16 protein-coding genes are annotated in these 16917 nt (G+C 65.3%); 8 read left to right on the top strand and 8 right to left on the bottom strand.

Features of this window, described 5'->3' with window-relative positions; translation table 11 throughout:
* Positions 1 to 8: 8 nt before the first annotated feature.
* Positions 9 to 803 (top strand): SDR family NAD(P)-dependent oxidoreductase, encoded by a 795-nt coding sequence (locus tag L0D18_RS10240; RefSeq protein WP_243028838.1) that lies wholly within the window; start codon positions 9 to 11, stop codon positions 801 to 803.
* Between the two features lie 136 nt (positions 804 to 939).
* Here the strand turns inward: L0D18_RS10240 and nagA are convergent, their stop codons facing one another.
* Genes nagA through L0D18_RS10225 form a run of 3 tightly spaced genes read right to left on the bottom strand, consistent with a single transcriptional unit; the run spans position 940 to position 3731 of the window.
* Positions 940 to 2007, bottom strand: a complete 1068-nt coding sequence (gene nagA / locus L0D18_RS10235; protein WP_243028837.1) for an N-acetylglucosamine-6-phosphate deacetylase — start codon at positions 2005 to 2007, stop codon at positions 940 to 942.
* 9 nt (positions 2008 to 2016) lie between these two features.
* Positions 2017 to 3057, bottom strand: a complete 1041-nt coding sequence (locus L0D18_RS10230; protein WP_243028836.1) for an anhydro-N-acetylmuramic acid kinase — start codon at positions 3055 to 3057, stop codon at positions 2017 to 2019.
* Positions 3054 to 3731: a GntR family transcriptional regulator gene (locus L0D18_RS10225; protein WP_243028834.1), complete on the bottom strand. Its 678-nt coding sequence runs from the start codon at positions 3729 to 3731 to the stop codon at positions 3054 to 3056. Before L0D18_RS10225 ends, L0D18_RS10230 begins: the two co-directional genes overlap by 4 nt.
* Before the next feature lie 53 nt (positions 3732 to 3784).
* Between L0D18_RS10225 and L0D18_RS10220 the strand changes: the two genes are divergently transcribed.
* Both L0D18_RS10220 and L0D18_RS10215 read left to right on the top strand, forming a co-directional pair.
* A complete protein-coding gene (locus tag L0D18_RS10220; protein WP_243028832.1) occupies positions 3785 to 4765 on the top strand; it encodes a serine hydrolase domain-containing protein in 981 nt (326 codons plus the stop codon).
* Positions 4762 to 5631 (top strand): N-acetylmuramic acid 6-phosphate etherase, encoded by an 870-nt coding sequence (locus L0D18_RS10215; protein ID WP_243028831.1) that lies wholly within the window; start codon positions 4762 to 4764, stop codon positions 5629 to 5631. The genes L0D18_RS10220 and L0D18_RS10215 overlap by 4 nt, the downstream gene beginning before the upstream one ends.
* Here the strand turns inward: L0D18_RS10215 and L0D18_RS10210 are convergent.
* Positions 5628 to 6314, bottom strand: a complete 687-nt coding sequence (locus L0D18_RS10210; protein ID WP_243028828.1) for a gamma-glutamyl-gamma-aminobutyrate hydrolase family protein — start codon at positions 6312 to 6314, stop codon at positions 5628 to 5630. The two genes, L0D18_RS10215 and L0D18_RS10210, sit on opposite strands and share 4 nt — an antisense overlap.
* A gap of 90 nt (positions 6315 to 6404) precedes the next feature.
* Between L0D18_RS10210 and L0D18_RS10205 the strand changes: the two genes are divergently transcribed.
* Positions 6405 to 8543 carry an alpha-amylase family glycosyl hydrolase gene (locus L0D18_RS10205; RefSeq protein WP_243028826.1) on the top strand — a complete coding sequence of 713 codons (2139 nt, stop codon included), beginning with the start codon at positions 6405 to 6407 and terminating at the stop codon, positions 8541 to 8543.
* A 356-nt stretch (positions 8544 to 8899) separates the two neighbouring features.
* On the top strand, positions 8900 to 9841 hold the full coding sequence (locus tag L0D18_RS10200; RefSeq protein WP_243028901.1) for an AI-2E family transporter: 942 nt from the start codon (positions 8900 to 8902) through the stop codon (positions 9839 to 9841).
* Here L0D18_RS10200 and L0D18_RS10195 read toward each other — a convergent pair.
* The 4 genes from L0D18_RS10195 to L0D18_RS10180 all read right to left on the bottom strand — a co-directional run bounded on the left by L0D18_RS10195 (position 9838) and on the right by L0D18_RS10180 (position 14524).
* Entirely contained in the window at positions 9838 to 11715 is a 1878-nt protein-coding gene (locus tag L0D18_RS10195; RefSeq protein ID WP_243028825.1) for an amino acid transporter, read from the bottom strand. The genes L0D18_RS10200 and L0D18_RS10195 overlap by 4 nt on opposite strands.
* On the bottom strand, positions 11712 to 12830 hold the full coding sequence (locus L0D18_RS10190) for an ABC transporter permease subunit (RefSeq protein WP_243028823.1): 1119 nt from the start codon (positions 12828 to 12830) through the stop codon (positions 11712 to 11714). The genes L0D18_RS10195 and L0D18_RS10190 overlap by 4 nt, the downstream gene beginning before the upstream one ends.
* Before the next feature lie 330 nt (positions 12831 to 13160).
* Positions 13161 to 14009 (bottom strand): adenosylcobinamide-phosphate synthase CbiB, encoded by an 849-nt coding sequence (gene cbiB, locus L0D18_RS10185; protein WP_243028821.1) that lies wholly within the window; start codon positions 14007 to 14009, stop codon positions 13161 to 13163.
* Positions 14006 to 14524, bottom strand: coding sequence for a histidine phosphatase family protein (locus L0D18_RS10180; RefSeq protein ID WP_243028820.1), 519 nt, complete (start codon positions 14522 to 14524; stop codon positions 14006 to 14008). Before L0D18_RS10180 ends, cbiB begins: the two co-directional genes overlap by 4 nt.
* A gap of 26 nt (positions 14525 to 14550) precedes the next feature.
* Between L0D18_RS10180 and cobT the strand changes: the two genes are divergently transcribed.
* From cobT to cobO, 3 genes are read left to right on the top strand one after another with little or no spacing between them, the layout of a single operon-like run.
* The gene (gene cobT, locus L0D18_RS10175) at positions 14551 to 15564 is read left to right on the top strand and encodes a nicotinate-nucleotide--dimethylbenzimidazole phosphoribosyltransferase (protein WP_243028819.1); all 1014 of its coding nucleotides are present in this window, start codon (positions 14551 to 14553) and stop codon (positions 15562 to 15564) included.
* A 4-nt stretch (positions 15565 to 15568) separates the two neighbouring features.
* A complete protein-coding gene (locus L0D18_RS10170) occupies positions 15569 to 16267 on the top strand; it encodes an adenosylcobinamide-GDP ribazoletransferase (RefSeq protein WP_243028818.1) in 699 nt (232 codons plus the stop codon).
* Complete coding sequence (cobO, locus tag L0D18_RS10165) at positions 16246 to 16809, top strand: cob(I)yrinic acid a,c-diamide adenosyltransferase (protein ID WP_243028817.1); 564 nt, start codon at positions 16246 to 16248, stop codon at positions 16807 to 16809. The genes L0D18_RS10170 and cobO overlap by 22 nt, the downstream gene beginning before the upstream one ends.
* The last annotated feature ends 108 nt before the right edge of the window (positions 16810 to 16917 follow it).

Here is a 16917-nt window from a genome sequence, read left to right as displayed (position 1 = left end):
GAAAAGGCATGAAGGACTACCGGAACCTCTTTAACCTCGAGGAGCAGGTGGCCTTGGTGGTGGGGGCAGCCTCCGGGATCGGACGGGCCTCGGCGGAGGCCTTGGCGGCCTTCGGGGCTAGGGTGGTGTTGGCGGACCGGGATGAGAGGGGCTTGGAGGAGGCCTTGAGGGCCATCCATGACCAAGGGGGTAGGGCGGAAGCGCACGTTCTAGACCTGATGGATAGGGAAGGGGCCAGGCGGCTGGTAGAGCAGGTGTACCAGAGCCATGGCCGGTTGGACACCCTGGTTTCCACCCCGGCCATCAACGTGCGCAAGCCCCTTTTGGACTACGCTGATGAGGAGGTGGACCGGGTGGTGGACCTCAACCTAAAGGGGACCCTAAGGCTTCTGCGGGCTGGGGGGCAGGTGATGCGGGAGCAGGGCGGAGGGAGCCTCATCGCCTTCGCTTCCATCCGCGCCGTGGTGGTGGAGCCAGGACAGGGGGTCTACGCCGCCACCAAGGCGGGGATCCTCCAGATCATGCGTACCTTGGCCGCCGAACTTGGGCCCTTTGGGGTGCGGGCCAACGCTGTGGCCCCTGGACCCATAGAAACCCCCCTTACGGCCCCCATCCAGGCGCACCCGGACTGGTACCAGGCCTATGCGGAGAAGACGGCCCTCCGGCGCTGGGGAAAGCCCGAGGAGGTGGCCATGGCCGTGGTGTTCCTGGCCTCCCCGGCCTCCAGCTACGTCACCGGGACCCTCTTCCTGGTGGACGGGGGGTGGACAGCGGTGGATGGGCGGTTCACCCCGCCCCTTTGATACCACCCCCCAAGGTGGGGACCGGTGCATTCCTCCTCCGGGCCCCGACCTCGAGCACCTATGGAGCAAGGTATAGCGAGAAAGAGCATGGCCTTCTGAGGGACGAACCAAGGGATGCGTTGTACCCAAGGGGACGCTAGAGCAGCCTTTGTCCCCCCAAGTAGACCTCCAGCACCTTAAGCCCCTGGTCCAGCACCACCAGGTCCGCCCGCTTGCCAGGGGCGATCTCCCCTCGGTCAGAAAGGCCCAGGTAACGGGCTGGGTACAAGGATAACCTCCGGGCGGCTTCTTCCAGGGGTATCCCCCAGGCCACCAGGTTCCTTAGGGCCTGGTCCAGGGTGAGGGTGCTCCCCGCCAGGGACTCGCCCAGCCAGACCCCCTCTTTCCGCTTCTCCACCCGGTGGGCTCCCAAGGGATAGGTGCCGTCCGGCATCCCCGCTGCCGCCACCGCATCGCTCACAAAGTAGAGGCTAGGGATAGCTTTTAGGGCCACCTTTAAGGCAGCGGGGTGGACGTGGAGGCCATCGGGAATGACTTCCGCCCACTTGCCTCGTTCCAGGGCCAGGCCCACCACCCCAGGGGCGCGGTGGTGGAGGCCGGTCATGGCGTTATAGAGGTGGGTGAAGCCCATGGCCCCGGACTCTAGGGCTGCCAAGGCCTCCTCGTAACCGGCTTCCGTGTGCCCCAGCTGGACCCGCACCCCCCTTTCCGCCAAGAAGCGGACGAGCTCCAGAGCCCCGGGAAGCTCCGGGGCCAGGGTTACCACCCGTACAGGGGCCAGGGAGAGGAAGAACTCGGCCACCTCCCTATCTGGGGGGAGAGGGAAGGGGGGCTGGGCCCCCAGGCGGCCTGGGCTGAGGAAAGGACCTTCTAAATGGGCTCCCAAGATGGCTTCCCCCAGGGGTCCCTCCATGGCCCCCCGGATGCCCTTTAGGGCCCTCTCCAAGTCCGGAAGGGGAGCGGTGACCGTGGTGGCCAAAAGGCCCGTGGTGCCGTGGCGGAGGTGGAAGCGCACCGTGGCCTCCACGCCCTCTTGTCCCTCCATCACCTCCCTGCCTCCTCCCCCGTGCACGTGGAGGTCCAGGAAGCCGGGGAGGATGAGGGGGCCGTCCACGGGGGCCTCTTCTATGGCCTCAATGCCCTCGGAAAAGTGGAGGCGGCCACGCAGCAAGCCCTGAGGGGTAAGGATGTAACCTTGCAGCATGCCTTTCTCCTAGCCTGGATACACCACCTGGCCGGCCCTTAGGTTACGGCCACCTGTAGCCCGGCCCAGGACGTTGACCTCTCCTTGGGCATAGAGATAACCCAAGAGGGCGAAGGCCAAGGCCTCCCGTACCTTGGGGTTCCCCATGACCTCCACGGGAAGCTCTTGGGAGAGAAGCCCCACCAGAACCCGGTTCCTGGCCCCGCCCCCCGCCAATAGGACCCGGTCCACCCTGCCCACGAACCGGTGGTAGGCTAGGAGGATGCTTCTGGCGGTTAACTCCAAAAGGGAGCGGAGGAGGGCCCCGGTTTCCTGGGGGAGGGGAGAGAGGTTCCCAAGCCGCCAGACCTCCCGCCCCGTGGTCTTGGGAGGCGGAAGGGAGAAATAGGGATGCCGGAGCCACTGGGCCAGGGCTTCCTCGTCGGGGGTGGCCCTTTCCGCCAGGCCCACGGCTTCTTCCAGGGAGAGGCCCAGGGTCTGGACCCCCTCATCAAAGAGGCAGATCCCAGGGCCGGTGTCAAAGGCCAACAGGGAGTCCGGATCCTGCCCCTGGAAATAGGTCAGGTTGGAGATTCCCCCGAGGTTGTGCACCGCCTTGCGCTTGCCCGCCTCCCCGTAGAGGAGGAGGTCTGGGTAGGCCACCAGGGGAGCCCCTTGGCCCCCTGCGGCCAGGTCCATGCTTCGGAAGCCGTAGACCACAGGCACGCCTAGGCCCAGGGCCAGGTGGCTGGGCTCCCCAAGCTGGAAGGTGGCCTTCGGGGGCTCGTGCCACACGGTCTGGCCCGACAGGGCTACCAGCTCGGCTTTGCCCTTGAAGGGCAGGGCGGCCTCCAGGTAGAACCGGCCCAGGTCGTGGTGGAGAAGGGCGATTTCCCGGGTGTCGGCCTGGCGCATGGCCCGAAGCACCCGGGCCCGTAAGTCCTGGGGGTAGGCCACCTCCCGGTGGGCTAGGACCCGGTGGGCCACCTCTGGAGGGGAGCCGGAAAACTCCGCCAGGACCAGGTCCACCCCGTCGGCGCTGGTTCCCGACATGAGGCCCAGTACCCTCATGAAAGCTCCACCAGGAGTTCGTACCGATCCGCCCGGTACCAGCTCTTCACCCGTTCTACGGGCCTACCGTCCTCCAGATAGCTTACCCGCTCCAGGTGGAGCAGGGGGCTTCCCGGCTCCACTCCAAGAAGCCTAGCTTCCTCCCGGGCGGCCACCGCACGCAGGCGTTGGAGGGCCCGCACGGGTCTCAACCCTTTGGCCTCGAGGGCCCGGTACAAGGAGCCCTCCGGCGGTTCCGCCAGGGCCCAAGCGGGCAAGGTGGCCCGCTCCAAGGCCATGGGTTCCCCGTCCGCAAGCCTCAGGCGGAGGAGGCGGAGCACCTCCTCCCCCGGGGAAAGCCCCAGGGCCATGGCCTCTTCCGGGGCCGCGGGACCTTTTTCCACCCCCAGGACCTCGGTACTGGGCTTCATGCCCAAGGCTTCCATCTCCTCGCTAAAACCCCTAAGGCGGGTGCGGAAGGTGGCCCTTTTGGCCACGAAGGTGCCGCTCCCCTGCCGGCGCACCACCAAGCCCTCCTCCTCCAGAAGGTCCAAGGCTTTGCGCACGCTATCCCGGGAAACCCCGAAGGCCTCGGACAGGGCCCGTTCCGGCGGAAGGGCGTCCTTGAAGTTGCCCTGAAGGATACCCTCCCTTAGCCGCCGGGCCAGTTCCAGGTACAGGGGACCGTGGGCCATGGCCGCATTGTACCACTTGCCTACCAATAGCAGACCGTTATACACTTGGGGCTATGCGGGCCAGGGCCCTCGTGGAGGAGGCCGTAGCCAGGGGTATGGTTCCTGGGGCGGCCCTCGGGGTGGTCCATGCCGATGGCCGAAGGGAGATCCTTCACCTGGGGTGGGCCCAAAGGGTACCCGAACCGGTGGCCCTGGAAGAGGGCTTCTACTTTGACCTGGCCAGCCTCACCAAACCGCTTTTCACCTTGCGGGAGGTGCTGCGCGCGGTGGAGGAGGGGCTTTTGGATCTGGATGACCTCCTTTCCCAGCATCTTCCCGAGATGCTTTGGCTCAAAGACCACCCCCTCAAGGGGGTGAGCGTGCGGGCGCTTTTGGCCCATGCGGCGGGCCTCCCGGCCTGGGAGGCCTTGTACACCTGGGGGGCAGGGGAGGGTTTAAAGGCCCGGGTGCTCCAGCATCCTTGGCCCCTGGGGGAACCGGGGTACTCGGACATCGGGTATATCCTCCTAGGTCTTCTCCTGGAACGTTTGCGGGGTAAGCCCCTTGCGGCTTTTCCCTTACCCGAGGGTCTTAGCTTCTCCCCGCCTCCCGAGCGGAGCGTGGCCACGGAGCTTTGCCCTTGGAGGAAGCGGGTGCTCCGGGGGGAGGTGCATGATGAAAACGCCTTTGCCCTTGGGGGTACGGGGGGCCACGCGGGGCTTTTCGGCACCCTGGGGGGCGTTCTGGACCAGCTCGCGGCCATCCTCCAGGGCACCTGGCTTTCCCGGGCCGCCTTGGAGGAGATGCAAAGGCCCCACGGGGAGCGGCTTCTGGGCTGGGAGAGGAAACGGCCTGGTTGGCAGGGGGGAAGCCTGGCGTCGGAAAGGGCCTTTGGCCACACGGGCTTCACCGGGGTGGGGGTGTGGATAGACCCTGAGCGGGGGTATGCCTGGGCCCTCCTCACCAACGCCATCCACCCCACCCGCCACCGCCCTTCCCTCGCCCCCTTGCGCCGGGCGGTGGGGAATGCCTTGGCGGCGGAGGTGAGGGGATGACGGAGCAGGTGGCCCGGCGGTACCAAGACCTGGACCTATGGCCGGCGGAGGAGGTCCTCGAGGCCCTCTTTGAGGCCCAGCTCCGGGCCGTCGCCGCCTTAGGGCCAGCCCTCACCGCCCTGAGGGAAGGGGCGGCGGCTGCGGCAAAGCGGCTTCGGGCAGGAGGCGTTTTGGCTTACGCCGGGGCTGGGACCAGTGGACGACTGGCCGTGCTGGACGGGGTGGAGTTATGGCCCACCTTTGGTTTTTCCCGGGTGCGCTTCTTGCTGGCCGGAGGGGAAGAGGCCCTTCTTAAGGCGGTGGAAGGGGCCGAGGACCGGTATGAGGAAGGCCTAGCCCAGGGCCGAAGCCTGGGGAGGGAGGACGTCATGGTGGCGGTGGCGGCGAGCGGCCAGACCGCCTTCACCCTGGGGGCCCTACGGGGGGCCAAGGAGCGGGGGGCCTTGACGGTGGCCCTGGCCAACAACCCCCAAACCCCCCTCCTCCTGGAGGCGGACCATCCCGTCCTCCTCAACACGGGGCCCGAGCCCATCGCGGGGAGCACCCGGCTTGGGGCCGGCACCGCGCAAAAGGCGGCCCTCAACCTCTTCTCCACCTTGGTCATGGTGCTCTTAGGTAGGGTTTACGGAAACCGCATGGCCCGGATGCGGGTGCAGAATCAAAAGCTCCGGGAGCGGGGGGTGGGCATGGTGCGGGAGATGGCAGGGGTAGGGGAGGAGGAGGCAAGGGCGCTCCTCGAGGCCTACCCCGACCCGGCCTTGGCGGCCCTGGTGGCCTTGGGAGTAGAGCCCGAAAAGGCCTTGGCCTTGCTGGAGGAAAAGGGGGTCCGGGGGGCTTTGGGAAGGGGAGGAGGTTTAGGAGGTTAAACCTTTAGGAAGCCAAAGAGGGGCCAGTGCCCCCTGAGGAGTTCCGGGTGCCACTGCACGCCCAGGAAAAGGGGGTGCCCTTCCAGGGCTAGGGCCTCCACCAGGCCGTCAGGGGTCACCGCCAAAGGCTTTAGGCCCGCGCCCAGGCCCTTGATCCCCTGGTGGTGGTAGGAGTTCACCCGAAAGCTTGGGGGAAAGATGCGGGAAAGGGGATCCTCGGCCACCAGGCTTACCCGGTGGGCTAAGGCAGGGGGCGGGCTCTTTTGATAGTGCTGGACCTCCGTAAAACCCTGGGCCTCGAGGTCTTGGTAAAGGCTTCCCCCTAAGGCCACGTTCATCACCTGGATGCCCCGGCAAATCCCCAAGGCGGGAAGGCCCTTTTCCGCGGCGTACCGGGCCAGGTAGATCTCGTGCTCATCCCGCTCGGGAAGGATCTCGCCAAGCCTTGGCTGGGGTTCTTCCCCGTAGCGATCCGGGTCCACATCCCCCCCTCCGGGAAGAAGAAGCCCATCCAGGTGGGGCAGGATTCTTTCCAAGGCCTCCGGGTCCTGGGGTGGGAGGAGCACGTAGGCCAACCCCTGCGAGGCCAAGGCCTCCAGGTAAAACTCCAGAAGGCCCCAGAACCGTTTGCCCATGGGGCCCTCGGCCATGCGGTGCTGGGTAGCGATGCCAATGAGGCGCATGGCCTCATGCTACTCCGGGCGGAGGGTTACCCACGGGTATGGGGGTCGTATGATGGAAGCGCTTCTATGCGGGTGGGAAAAGGAGGCAGCATGGGAAGAATCCTGGCGGTGTGGCTATGGCTTAGCCTGGCCCTGGCGGTACCGGTTACCTTCCGCTACACCCCTCCCTCCGGGTTGGAGGTGCGGTCGGTAAGCCTGCGGGGTTCCTTCAACGGCTGGGGGGAAACCCCCATGCAGAAGGAGAACGGGTCCTGGGCGGTAACCGTGGACTTGGACCCCGGGGAGCACCAGTACAAGTTCTTCATCAATGGCCAGTGGCCTAAGGATATGTGCCACGACCCCACCTTTGGTACGCCCATGGTGGACCCACAGGCGGCAGGCTGTGTGGACGATGGCTTCGGGGGTCAGAATGCCTTGATCGTGGTCCAAGCCCCGGTGGCTTCCACCCCTCCAGCGGGGCCTGTAGCCCTGGACTTCGTCCACGATCCAGCGGACGCCCAGTATGTGTCCTTTGCCGATGGCAAGCTTTCCCTGCGTTTTCGGGCAGGGGAGGGAGCGGTGGCCGCTGCTTGGGTGGAGGTGGGAGGGGAGAGGTTCCCCATGCACCTTCAACTGGGTTTCCCGGGAAGCGAGGTTTGGCGTGGAACCCTGGCCAAGGGCCTGGGGGCCTACCGCATCCGGGTGCGGACCCAGGACGGGAAGGAAGAGGTGTTCGGCCCCTTTGACCCTCCGGGAAGCCCGTTCGCCGAGGTGGCTTGGGTGGGCGAGGGGGTGGGTTACCAGATTTTCCCGGAGCGCTTCTACAATGGGGATCCCGGCAACGACGCCCTGGCCCTGGAAACCGATGAGTACCGCTTCAACCAGGTATGGCAGCGCTCTTCTGGGCCCAGACCCCATCTTTCCCGCTGGACCGACCCCCCCTCGCCCTTGCACTGCTGCCACCAGTACTTCGGTGGGGATCTTGCCGGGGTGCTGGCCAAGCTTTCCCACCTGGAGGCCTTGGGGGTAACCCTCATCTACTTCAACCCCCTATTTGACTCCGGTTCGGCCCACGGCTACGACACCCACGACTATCTGAAGGTCTCGCCCAAGTTTGGCGACAACGCCCTTTTGCGAAGGGTTTTGAACGAGGCCCACCGCCGTGGCATGCGGGTGATCTTTGACTTCGTGCCCAACCACACCGGTTTGGGCTTTTGGGCTTTCCAAGACGTGGTGAAGCGGGGTCCACGCTCCCGGTACTGGAACTGGTACTTTGTCAAGCGGTGGCCCTTCCTGCCGGGCGATGGATCGGCCTACGAGGGGTGGTGGGGGTTGGGAAGCCTTCCCAAGCTGAACACCGCCAACCCGGGGGTGAAGCGCTACCTGATGGAGGTGGCCAAGTACTGGATCCGCTTTGGTTTTGACGGGGTACGGGTGGATGTGCCCGGGGATGTGCTGAACCCCCAGGCCTTCTTTAGGGAGCTGCGGGCCGAGCTTAAGGCCATAAAGCCCGATGCCTACCTGGTGGCGGAGGTTTGGCAGAGGGACTCGAGCTGGCTTCAGGGGGACCAGTTTGACTCCCTGATGAACTACGGCATCGGCAGGGATATCCTCCTCCGCTTCGCCAAGGGGGGCAGCCTGGCCCTCTACAACGGGCGGCGGGCCCTGGCAGACCTGGGTCGGGTTTATGCAGAGTACCCCGAGGCTGTGGCGGGCATGGGCTTCAACCTCATCACCTCCCACGACACGGCCCGTTTGCTCAGCGAACTTGGGGGTGGGGGCCTGCGGGACACCCCAAGCCCGGAGTCCCGGGCCCGGGGGCGGTTGGCGGCGGCCATGCTCTATGCCCTTCCCGGGATTCCCGTAACCTTCCAAGGGGACGAGTGCGGCTTCACGGGGGAAAGGCCCGCCGAGCCCCCCCACGAACTCAACCGCTATCCCCTCCAGTGGGAAAGCTGCCATGGGGAAACCCTGGATTTCTATAAGACCCTGGCCGCCCTGCGTAGGGAGTTGCCCGCTTTGAGGAGTGCGGTTTTCCGCACCTATCACGGGGAGGGTTCCCTGTTGGCCTTCCTTAGGGGAGAGCCGGGGGAAGGGGAGGTCTTGGCTGCCTTCAATAACGGCCTCGAGGCGTCCACCCTAGCCCTGCCCCCAGGGGGATGGTGGGATCCCCTGGAGGGGCGGACCTATCGCAAGGAGGTGGCGGTACCGCCTTTGGGTTTTCGCTTTCTACTCCACCTGGACCGTTAAACCCCTGGTATGGTCCCCCTAGGCTCGTGGCTGGCCCCGTTTGGAGGGGAGCGGTTTGTCAGGGCTGGCCCAAGCCAGGGTGGGGCCCCGGGAAGGACCTTGGATAGGCGCCATCTCGATGAGGCTTGGAGAGCGAAACAGGGGGAAAGGGTTAGAGGCCATCGGGTAAGCGTGCCCAGGGCCCAGCCCTAGGCGGGGATGGGTTCCACGCCTTCCTCTACCCCCGGCCGGTTCCGCGGGAACTATGTAGGGGAGGGCATCGAGTGACCTCCTCCCACCCCTAAAGGGGTGGGCTTCCCCGGCGGATTTTCGTAAGTTGGGTAGCTGGGTTTTACCCTAGGAGGGGGTTGGATCGGATGGAAACCTTGCCGGTTAGCCGCTGGTTCATAAGCTTGGCCCTTTTCCTTCTCACCCTTTGGGCCTTGGGTAAGCTTTATGGCCTTTTGCTTTGGGTTTTCCTGGCCTTTACTCTGGCTGGGGCCTTAGATCCCCTGGTGGGGTTTCTTAGCCGAAGGCTTCCCCGGCCTTCCGCGGTGTTTCTCACCTATCTCCTGGTCCTCGGGGTTATGGGTTTGGGGTTTTATCTGGCGGCCCCCCTTTTGGTCATGCAATTCCACCATCTTGCCGAGCTTCTACCCGAGGTGCTTCGCTGGTTGGAGGAAAACCTGGGCCTTACCCTTCCCAACCTGGCCACGTCCCTGGCCTCCTCCGCCCATCTGGCAGGGGATCTCCTCTTGGGGTTGGGGGAGACGGTTACCGAGATGGTTTTGGCCTTGGTTTTGGCGGTGATGATCGCCCTCGAGCCTCACCTGGTGGCCCGGGTTGCGCCGTACCTTCCGGGAAGCGGCTGGACCGAGGTGTTGGAGGACACTTGGAAGCGCATGGGCTACTGGGCCCGGGCCCAGTTCCTCATCGCCCTTTCCTTCGCCCTTCTCTTCGGGGGGTGGCTTTTCTTCCTGGGCGTTCCCAGCCCCTTCGCCCTTGGGGCGTTGGGCGGGGTTTTGGAGGTGGTGCCCTTTGTGGGGGGTATCGCCACCGCCTCCTTAGCGGCCTTGGTGGCCCTTTCGTCTAAGGGCCCGCTGGCGGCCCTCCTGGTGCTCGCGGGCTACGGGGGGATCGCCCTCCTGGAGGGGAAGGTGCTCATCCCCTACATCTACGGCCGCACCGTGGGTTTCCATCCCGCCCTGGTGCTCCTTTCCATCTTCGCCTTTGGCCAGCTCTTCGGCTTCCTGGGCATTTTCCTGGCGGTGCCCATGACCATCCTGGGGGCGGGGATTCTCAAGCACTGGCGGCGCTAGCCGCCCACGTGCACCAAGGGGCGTTGGCTCCTATCCGGTTCGGTGCGGCGCAGGATCTCATGGGTCAGGGTGGGCACATCCCCCTCGCCAAAGAGGAGGAAGTCCAAGGCGGCCTGCAAGGGCCCTTCGTCCGACCACTCAAAGTAAATGTGGGGGCGCCGGCCCGTGCGGTTTCTCAAGTAGAGCAAGAAGGCGGCCAGGGTGTTGGGTGCTGCGGTGCCCAGGATGCGGAAGATGCGGGCCTCGGGGCGGTCCACACCCCAGACCCGGCCTTGGGCGGTGAACTCCGAAGGATCCTGCACAAAGACTTCCACAAAGTAGATGGGATCCCCCGCGGGGATGTGGGTGGCCTCACGGATGCGGCGCTCCTTTTCCCAGTACACCCTGAGGCCTCCCCGCTCCGGCCGGTGGGCCACCAGGCGGATGGGGGCCTCCTGGGATTTCAGCTGGGCCACAAAGCGCTCGGCCATCTCGTCTAGCTGAAAGCCCTCCACCCTCAGTTCAAAGGCCCGCAGGGTCCGGGAGAGGAGGGAGATGAGCAGGGTGGCCGCGATGAAAAAGGAGGCGATCTTCACCCCATCAGGCCGCTCCAGGATGTTGGCCAGAAGCACGTAGGTAAAGAGGGGGAGGAGTAGGCGGTAGAACCCGCCTTCGCGGCGCTTTTCCCGCTCCGCCAGAAGGGCCGCCGCCAGGGCGGCGGAGGTCATGACCACCAGCACGCCGGTGGCGTAGGCCGCTGCCTGGGCCTCTACCCGGGCCTGAAAGACCATGGTGATGCCAAAGCCAACAGCGGTGAAGAAGAGGACCATAGGGCGTTGTTGCCTTGCCCACTCCGGGGCCATGCCGAAGCGGGGAAGGTAACGGGGGACGATGGTGAGGAGGCCCGCCATGGCGCTGGCCCCGGCGAACCAGAGGATGACGATGGAAAAGAGATCGTAAAGGGTGCCGAAGTCTTCCCCCAGGTAGCGATGGGCCAGGAAACTTAGGGCTCTGCCGGAAACCTCCTCGCTGCCCCATAGCTCTTGGGGAATGAGGAGGGTGGTGGCGAAGCCCGCCCCCAGGAGGAAGAAACCCATAATGAAGGCTGCGGCGAAAAGGAGGCGGTGGGTTCCCCGGATGCGGCCCCAAGGGCGCTCCGGGGTATCCCCAGGCAGGCCCCGGATCAGGGGCATGACGGCCACCCCGGTCTCATAGCCGGAAAGGCCCAGGGCCAGTTTAGGGAAAACCAAAAGGGTGACAAGAACCAAACCCAGGGGGTCGGGTTGGCTGGTGAGGAGCCTTTGCCACCACCTTTCCAGGTGCTCGAGGCGCACGTGGGGCAGGGTGGCCAGGAGAACCATTCCGTTGAGGAGCAGGTATCCCAAGGTGATGGGCACCGCCAGGCCAATGGCTTCCCTGAACCCTAGGTAGAAGACAACGCCCAAAAGGCCGATGAGCAAAAGGGTAAGGCCCATCTGGTGCCCCTGGAGCCAGGAGGGGGCCAGGGGGTTTCCCAGAAGGTGAACGGCGGCGTCGGCGGCGGAGAGGGTGATGGTGATCATAAAGTCCGTGGCCATGAAGCCCAGGACCACCAAAACCAAAAGTTTGCCCCGCCAGCCGGGGATCAAGCGGGTGAGAAGCCCGATGGATCCCTCGCCGTGGGGGCTCTCCTCCGCCACCCGGCGGTAGACGGGGTAAACCGCCAAGAAGGCGAAGAGGACTAGGGCCAGGTTGGCTAAAGGCGAGAGGACACCCGCAGCCAGAAGGGCGATTCCCGGTTGGTAGCCCAAGGAGGAGAAGAGGTCCACGCCTGTGAGGCAGAGAACCTTCCACCATGGGTAGCGCCCCTCGTCTTCCGAGTGCCTGGCATCAGGGGGAGGGGTTGGGGATTTCATAGACCTTGGAGGATAGCGGCCACGCCACGGGGTACATGGCCATAGACCCTGTAGAGGGCATGGGCCTCGAGGAGCAGGGACTTAGCCTCCGTCCCCTTCCTCTCCTTTACCAGGGTTAGACCAAGGAGATACCGAGCCAGGGGGTTTTGTGGATCCAGGGCCACGGCCCAAAGGGGAAGGGTGAGGCGGCGGGGAGGGCGCCTCCGCTCCAGCTGGAAGAGGGTCTCCAGGGCCCAGGAGTAAAGGGCTTCGGCGATTCCCCTTAGGATATGGGTCCGCCGCAGGAGGTCCAGCACCCAGCTTTGCGCTAGCTCGCCTCCGGGCCGTTCCTCGTACTTGAAGCGCTGGCTCCAGGCTACCAGGGGCCGGAAGAGGAGCTGGTCGTAGGCCAGGATGGCCACCAGCATGCTCAAAGCGGCGAGAAGCACCGCCTGCCCATTTCCCTGGGCGATGGCGGTGGCCAGGTAGGACCCGATGCCGGGAAGCTCCACCTGGGTCTTGCCCACGGCTATGGCCTCTGAGGCCACCACGAAGAACCATCCCCCCGACATGGAGATCATGGCGTTCCAAACCAGGCCCGGCAGGGCGAAGGGAAGCTCGAGGCGCAAGAAACGTTGCCAGGGGGAGAGGCGAAACAAGGTGGCCACCTCCTCCAGTTCCCGGGGCAGGGTCTTCAGGGATTGGTAGAAGCTGAAGGCCATGTTCCAGGCCTGGGAGGTGAAGACCGCAAAGATGGCCGCCAGCTCGTAACCCAGGGCCCTGCCAGGGAACAGGGCGGCGAAGGCGCCTGCGGTGGCCGCCAGAAAGCCCAAGATGGAAACGGATTGCAGGATATCCAGCAGGGCAATAAGGAAGGGTTCCAGCCGGGTCTTGGCCGCCAAGGGGGCATAGATCAGGGTAAAGAGGAAGGAAGACAGAAAGGCCACCCCCATGCGGAAGGTGGTGCGCAGGGTGTACTCCGGTAGCTTGGCAGGGTCCAGGGAAATGGGGCTCGGGTGGAAGGGGCCCACCGCTTCCCGGGAAGCCTCTAGGAAGAGGGCCAGGAGGCCTAGGGTTAGCAGGAGGGCTAGGAGGTCGTGGCGGTTGGGACGTTCAAGGATCCGGGTCAGGGCCATGGAGGTTTTCCTTTCCCGATGAGGAAGGGGCTGTCGGGTTGAGCTTGGGGCAGGACTAGGTCCGGTTGAGTTGGGGTTGTGCGCCTGTTCCACCCCCCTTGGCGCATGGCGGACGCCCTTCCACGTTATACTCCTTTCCTTAAGACCCGGGGTGCGGGCCAAGGGGCTGGCTCCCCTGCCCGGGGGTTGGGCTGAACCGTTTGGGCTCCAGGCTGGCAACAAGGTGAGTTCGCCAAGAAGGCCGTACGCCGGGGAAAACCTACACCTCCACGGTCAGGTGGCGGTGGTTATCCACCACCTGGTGGAGGCGGATCCCCTAGAGGGTATGCCTTAAGGTCTCCATAAGAGGATTCCTAGCGCCACGCCCACCCCGTAGCCTAGCGAACCCACCAGGAACAGCGCCCTCGGCATGCTCTTGTGGGTGGGGGAGGGGGCCTGGCCGTTTAAGGCGTAGGCCCCTCGTTTGCGCAGGCGTACCCCAAGCCTTAAGGCCAAGGCGGCCATGGGAAAGCCGGCGTTGGGGGAAGGGGTCTTTTTGGCCTCCACCAGAAGCTGGGACCAAAGCCGGGGAGGGCAGAGGAGAAGGCCAGTGATCCGTGCCGGGACCAGGTTTAAGAGGTCGTCAGCCCTTGCGGCAAAGGCTCCTCTTTTCCCATTCTCCCGGTAGCCCCACATGGCGTCCGCGGTGTTGGCATAGCGGTAAAGGGTAGCTCCCGCAAGCCCAAAGAGGGCGTAGTAAAGGAGAGGGGCCAGGAAGCTATCCGAGAGGTTTTCCGATAGGCTTTCCAAGGCCGCCTCCCGCACCTCCTCCGGGGAGAGGTCCTGGGTGGGCCGGCTCACGATCCGGGAAAGCCTGGCCCTGGCTTCCTCCAGATCCCGGGCTAAGGAGGCTTCCACCCCCCACGCCTCTTCCAGGAGCATCCGCAGGCTGAAGAGGGGCTTGAGGAAAAGGCCTATGAGCACGAAGCCCCAGGCCATGGGTCTAAGGAGGAGGTCCAGAAGAAGGGCAGGTAGGGTGAAGAGGAAGGCGCCAAGGGCCCAGTAGAACGCTCCTCCCCAAAAGCCTTGCACCCGGGGCCAGGCCCAGGCCAGGTAGCGGCCCATGAGGACCACGGGGTGGAGGCGGGCCGGGGGTTCTCCGAGGAGGGCGTCCAAAAGGAGGGCTAAAAGAAGGCTCATGGGCCTGGATCTAGGCGGTCTAGGAGGCGCCTCGGCCAATCTAGAACCAAGGCGCTTCCCGGTAGAGGGAGGGTGTCCTCTCCAAGGGCCCGGAGGGCTACCCGGATCACCCCCCCGTGGGTGAAGAGGAGGCTAGGAGCTTTAAGCTCTTCTAGATAGCGAATAACCCTTTCCTTAAAGGCCTCGAGGCTCTCCCCCTCTGGGGGAGCGAAGCCTTGAAACTGGAGAAGGGCCTCCCGGTACCTCGGATCCAGCTCTTCCCATCTCATGCCCTCGAGGGTCCCGAAATGGATCTCCCTTAAGGCGTGGGTAAGCGTGGGCTGGAATCCGGCAAGAAGGGCGGTGTGATGGGCACGCTTCAGGTCGGAGCTGTAGGAGGGAAGGAGGGGAAGCCTTCCCTTAAGGCCCAGGGCCTGGGCCTCCCCCAGGGGGGTGAGGGGGAGGTCTGTCCAGCCCAAGAGCCGTCCCTCCCGGTTCCAGAGGGTTTCCCCGTGGCGGACCAGCCAAAGCTCCATGCTCCAGAGCTTATACTTCCTCCCATATGGGATACCAGGAGGTTTTGCAGGCGGCCAAGCAGCGCATGGAAAGGCTCACCAAGCCCCCCAGCTCCCTGGGCCACCTGGAGGAGGTGGCGGTACGCCTGGCCGCCATCCAGGGAAGGCTAAAGCCGGAGCTGGGCCCTGGGGCGGTGGTGGTGGCCGCTGCCGACCACGGGGTGGTGGTGGAAGGGGTGTCCGCGTACCCCCAGGAGGTCACCTACCAGATGGTTCTGAACTTCCTGAGGGGTGGGGCGGCCATCAACCAACTGGCCCAGGCGGCGGACTGCCGGGTTTATGTGTTGGACGTGGGGGTTAAGGGGGAGCTTCCAGACCACCCCCAGCTCCTTAGGCGCAAGGTACGGCCGGGAACGGGGAACCTGGCCCGGGAGAGGGCCATGAGCCTGGATGAGGCGGAAAGGGCCCTCTTGGCGGGTCAGGAAGCAGCCCGTTTGGCCATCACCCAAGGGGCCACGGTGCTGGCGGCAGGGGATATGGGCATTGGGAACACCACCGCGGCGGCTGCCCTAACGGCGGCCCTTTTGGACCTCCCTTCCGATGCCGTGGTGGGGCGGGGTACAGGGATAGGGGAGGAGGGCCTAAGGCGGAAGCGGGAGGCGGTGGCCAGGGCCCTGTCCCGCCTACGCCCGGGGATGGAGCCTTTGGCCGTGGCGGCAGAGGTGGGGGGCTTGGAGCTTTTGGCCATTGCTGGGATGTACTTGGAAGGCTACCGGCAGGGCCTGCCCTTGGTGCTGGATGGCTTTCCCGTTTCCGCAGGGGCCCTTTTGGCCTACCGGCTAGAGCCCAGGCTTAAGGACTACCTGTTTGCGGGCCATAGGAGCCGGGAGCCCGGGCACCGGTACATCCTCGAGGCCCTGGGCCTAAGGCCCCTCCTGGACCTGGACCTGGCCCTGGGGGAGGGGACGGGGGCGGTTTTGGCCATGCCCCTTTTACGGGCTTCCGCCCGCATCCTGCACATGGCCACCTTTGCGGAGGCGGGGGTTTCCGACCGCACCTAGGCCCATGCTCCGCGCCCTGCGCCTGGCCCTGGGCCTTCTCACCGTGTATCCCCTGGCCCCCCAGGGGACCAGTCCGGAGGATTTTCGGCGAAGTACCCTGTTCTTCCCCCTGGCGGGCTATGCCCTCGGGCTTCCCCTATCGCTCTTGGCCCTTCTCCCTCTTCCCGAGGGGCTCTTGGCGGCCTTGCTGCTCGCCTGCCTTTTGGGCCTCACGGGGTTTTTGCACCTGGACGGGCTTCTGGACTCCGCCGATGCCCTTTTGGCCTCGAGGTCCAAGGAGGAAAGGCTTCGCATCCTCAAGGACCCCTACCTGGGTCCCTTCGCCTTTGGGGTGGGGGGGCTTTACCTCCTCCTCCTTTGGCAGGCCTTGGCCCTGGTGCCCGAACCCCTTTTCCTCCTTCTATTCCCCGGCTTCGCCCGCTTCGCCATCCTGCCCTTCCTGAACCGGTATCCCCTCTTGCACCCGGGCATGGCTGGCCTAATCCGGGGAGGTCCTTTGGGAGGGGCTTTTCTCCTGGCCCTTCCCTTCCCCATCCTCTACCCCTGGCCGGCCCTTTTGGCCTTGGGCACCGCTTATGGGGTGGCCCGTTTCGCTGTGGCCCGCCTGGGGGGGTTGAACGGGGATGTCCTCGGGGCCATGATCGCCCTCTCGGAGCTTGGGGGCTTGTTAGGCTATGCCCTATGGAAAGCCCTAGGCGGATGAAGCCGTACGCCAAGCCCGAGGGGGAGCGGCGGGGCCTCCTTTTGGTCTACACCGGGGACGGGAAGGGCAAGAGCACCGCCGCCTTTGGCCTGGCCCTACGGGCCCATGGCCGGGGCTTGAGGGTAAGGATTTTCCAGTTTATCAAGCACCAAGGGGCCCGCTTTGGGGAGCACCGGGCCTTAGCCCAGCTGGGCATCCCCGTGGAGGGGTTGGGGGATGGGTTCACCTGGAAAAGCCGAGACCTGGAGGCTTCGGCCCGGCTGGCCCAGGGGGGTTGGGAGCGGGCCAAGGAGGCCATCCTCTCGGGGGAGTGGGACCTGGTGGTCTTGGACGAGGCCACCTATCCCTTGCGGTACGGATGGGTTTCCCTGGAGGAGTTCGTGGATGTCCTGAACCACCGGCCCTCCCAGGTGCATGTGGTGGTTACAGGCCGGGGTGCCCCCGAGGCCCTTGTGGCCTTGGCGGATACGGTGACCGAGATGCGCAAGGTCAAGCACGCCTTTGACCAGGGGGTTCCGGCCCAACGGGGCATAGAGCATTAAGGGGGGTTGGGGCCTTATGCTGGTGTCCATGACGGACAAGAGCCTCGCCCGGTTTTACGCCTTGGCCCAGGAGTTTTGGTCCCAGCTTCCCCCTCAGGCCCGGTTCCG

This window comes from Thermus albus, from assembly GCF_022760855.1.
Taxonomy (GTDB): Bacteria; Deinococcota; Deinococci; order Deinococcales; family Thermaceae; genus Thermus; species Thermus albus.
This window is presented reverse-complemented; position numbering and strand designations above follow the sequence as displayed.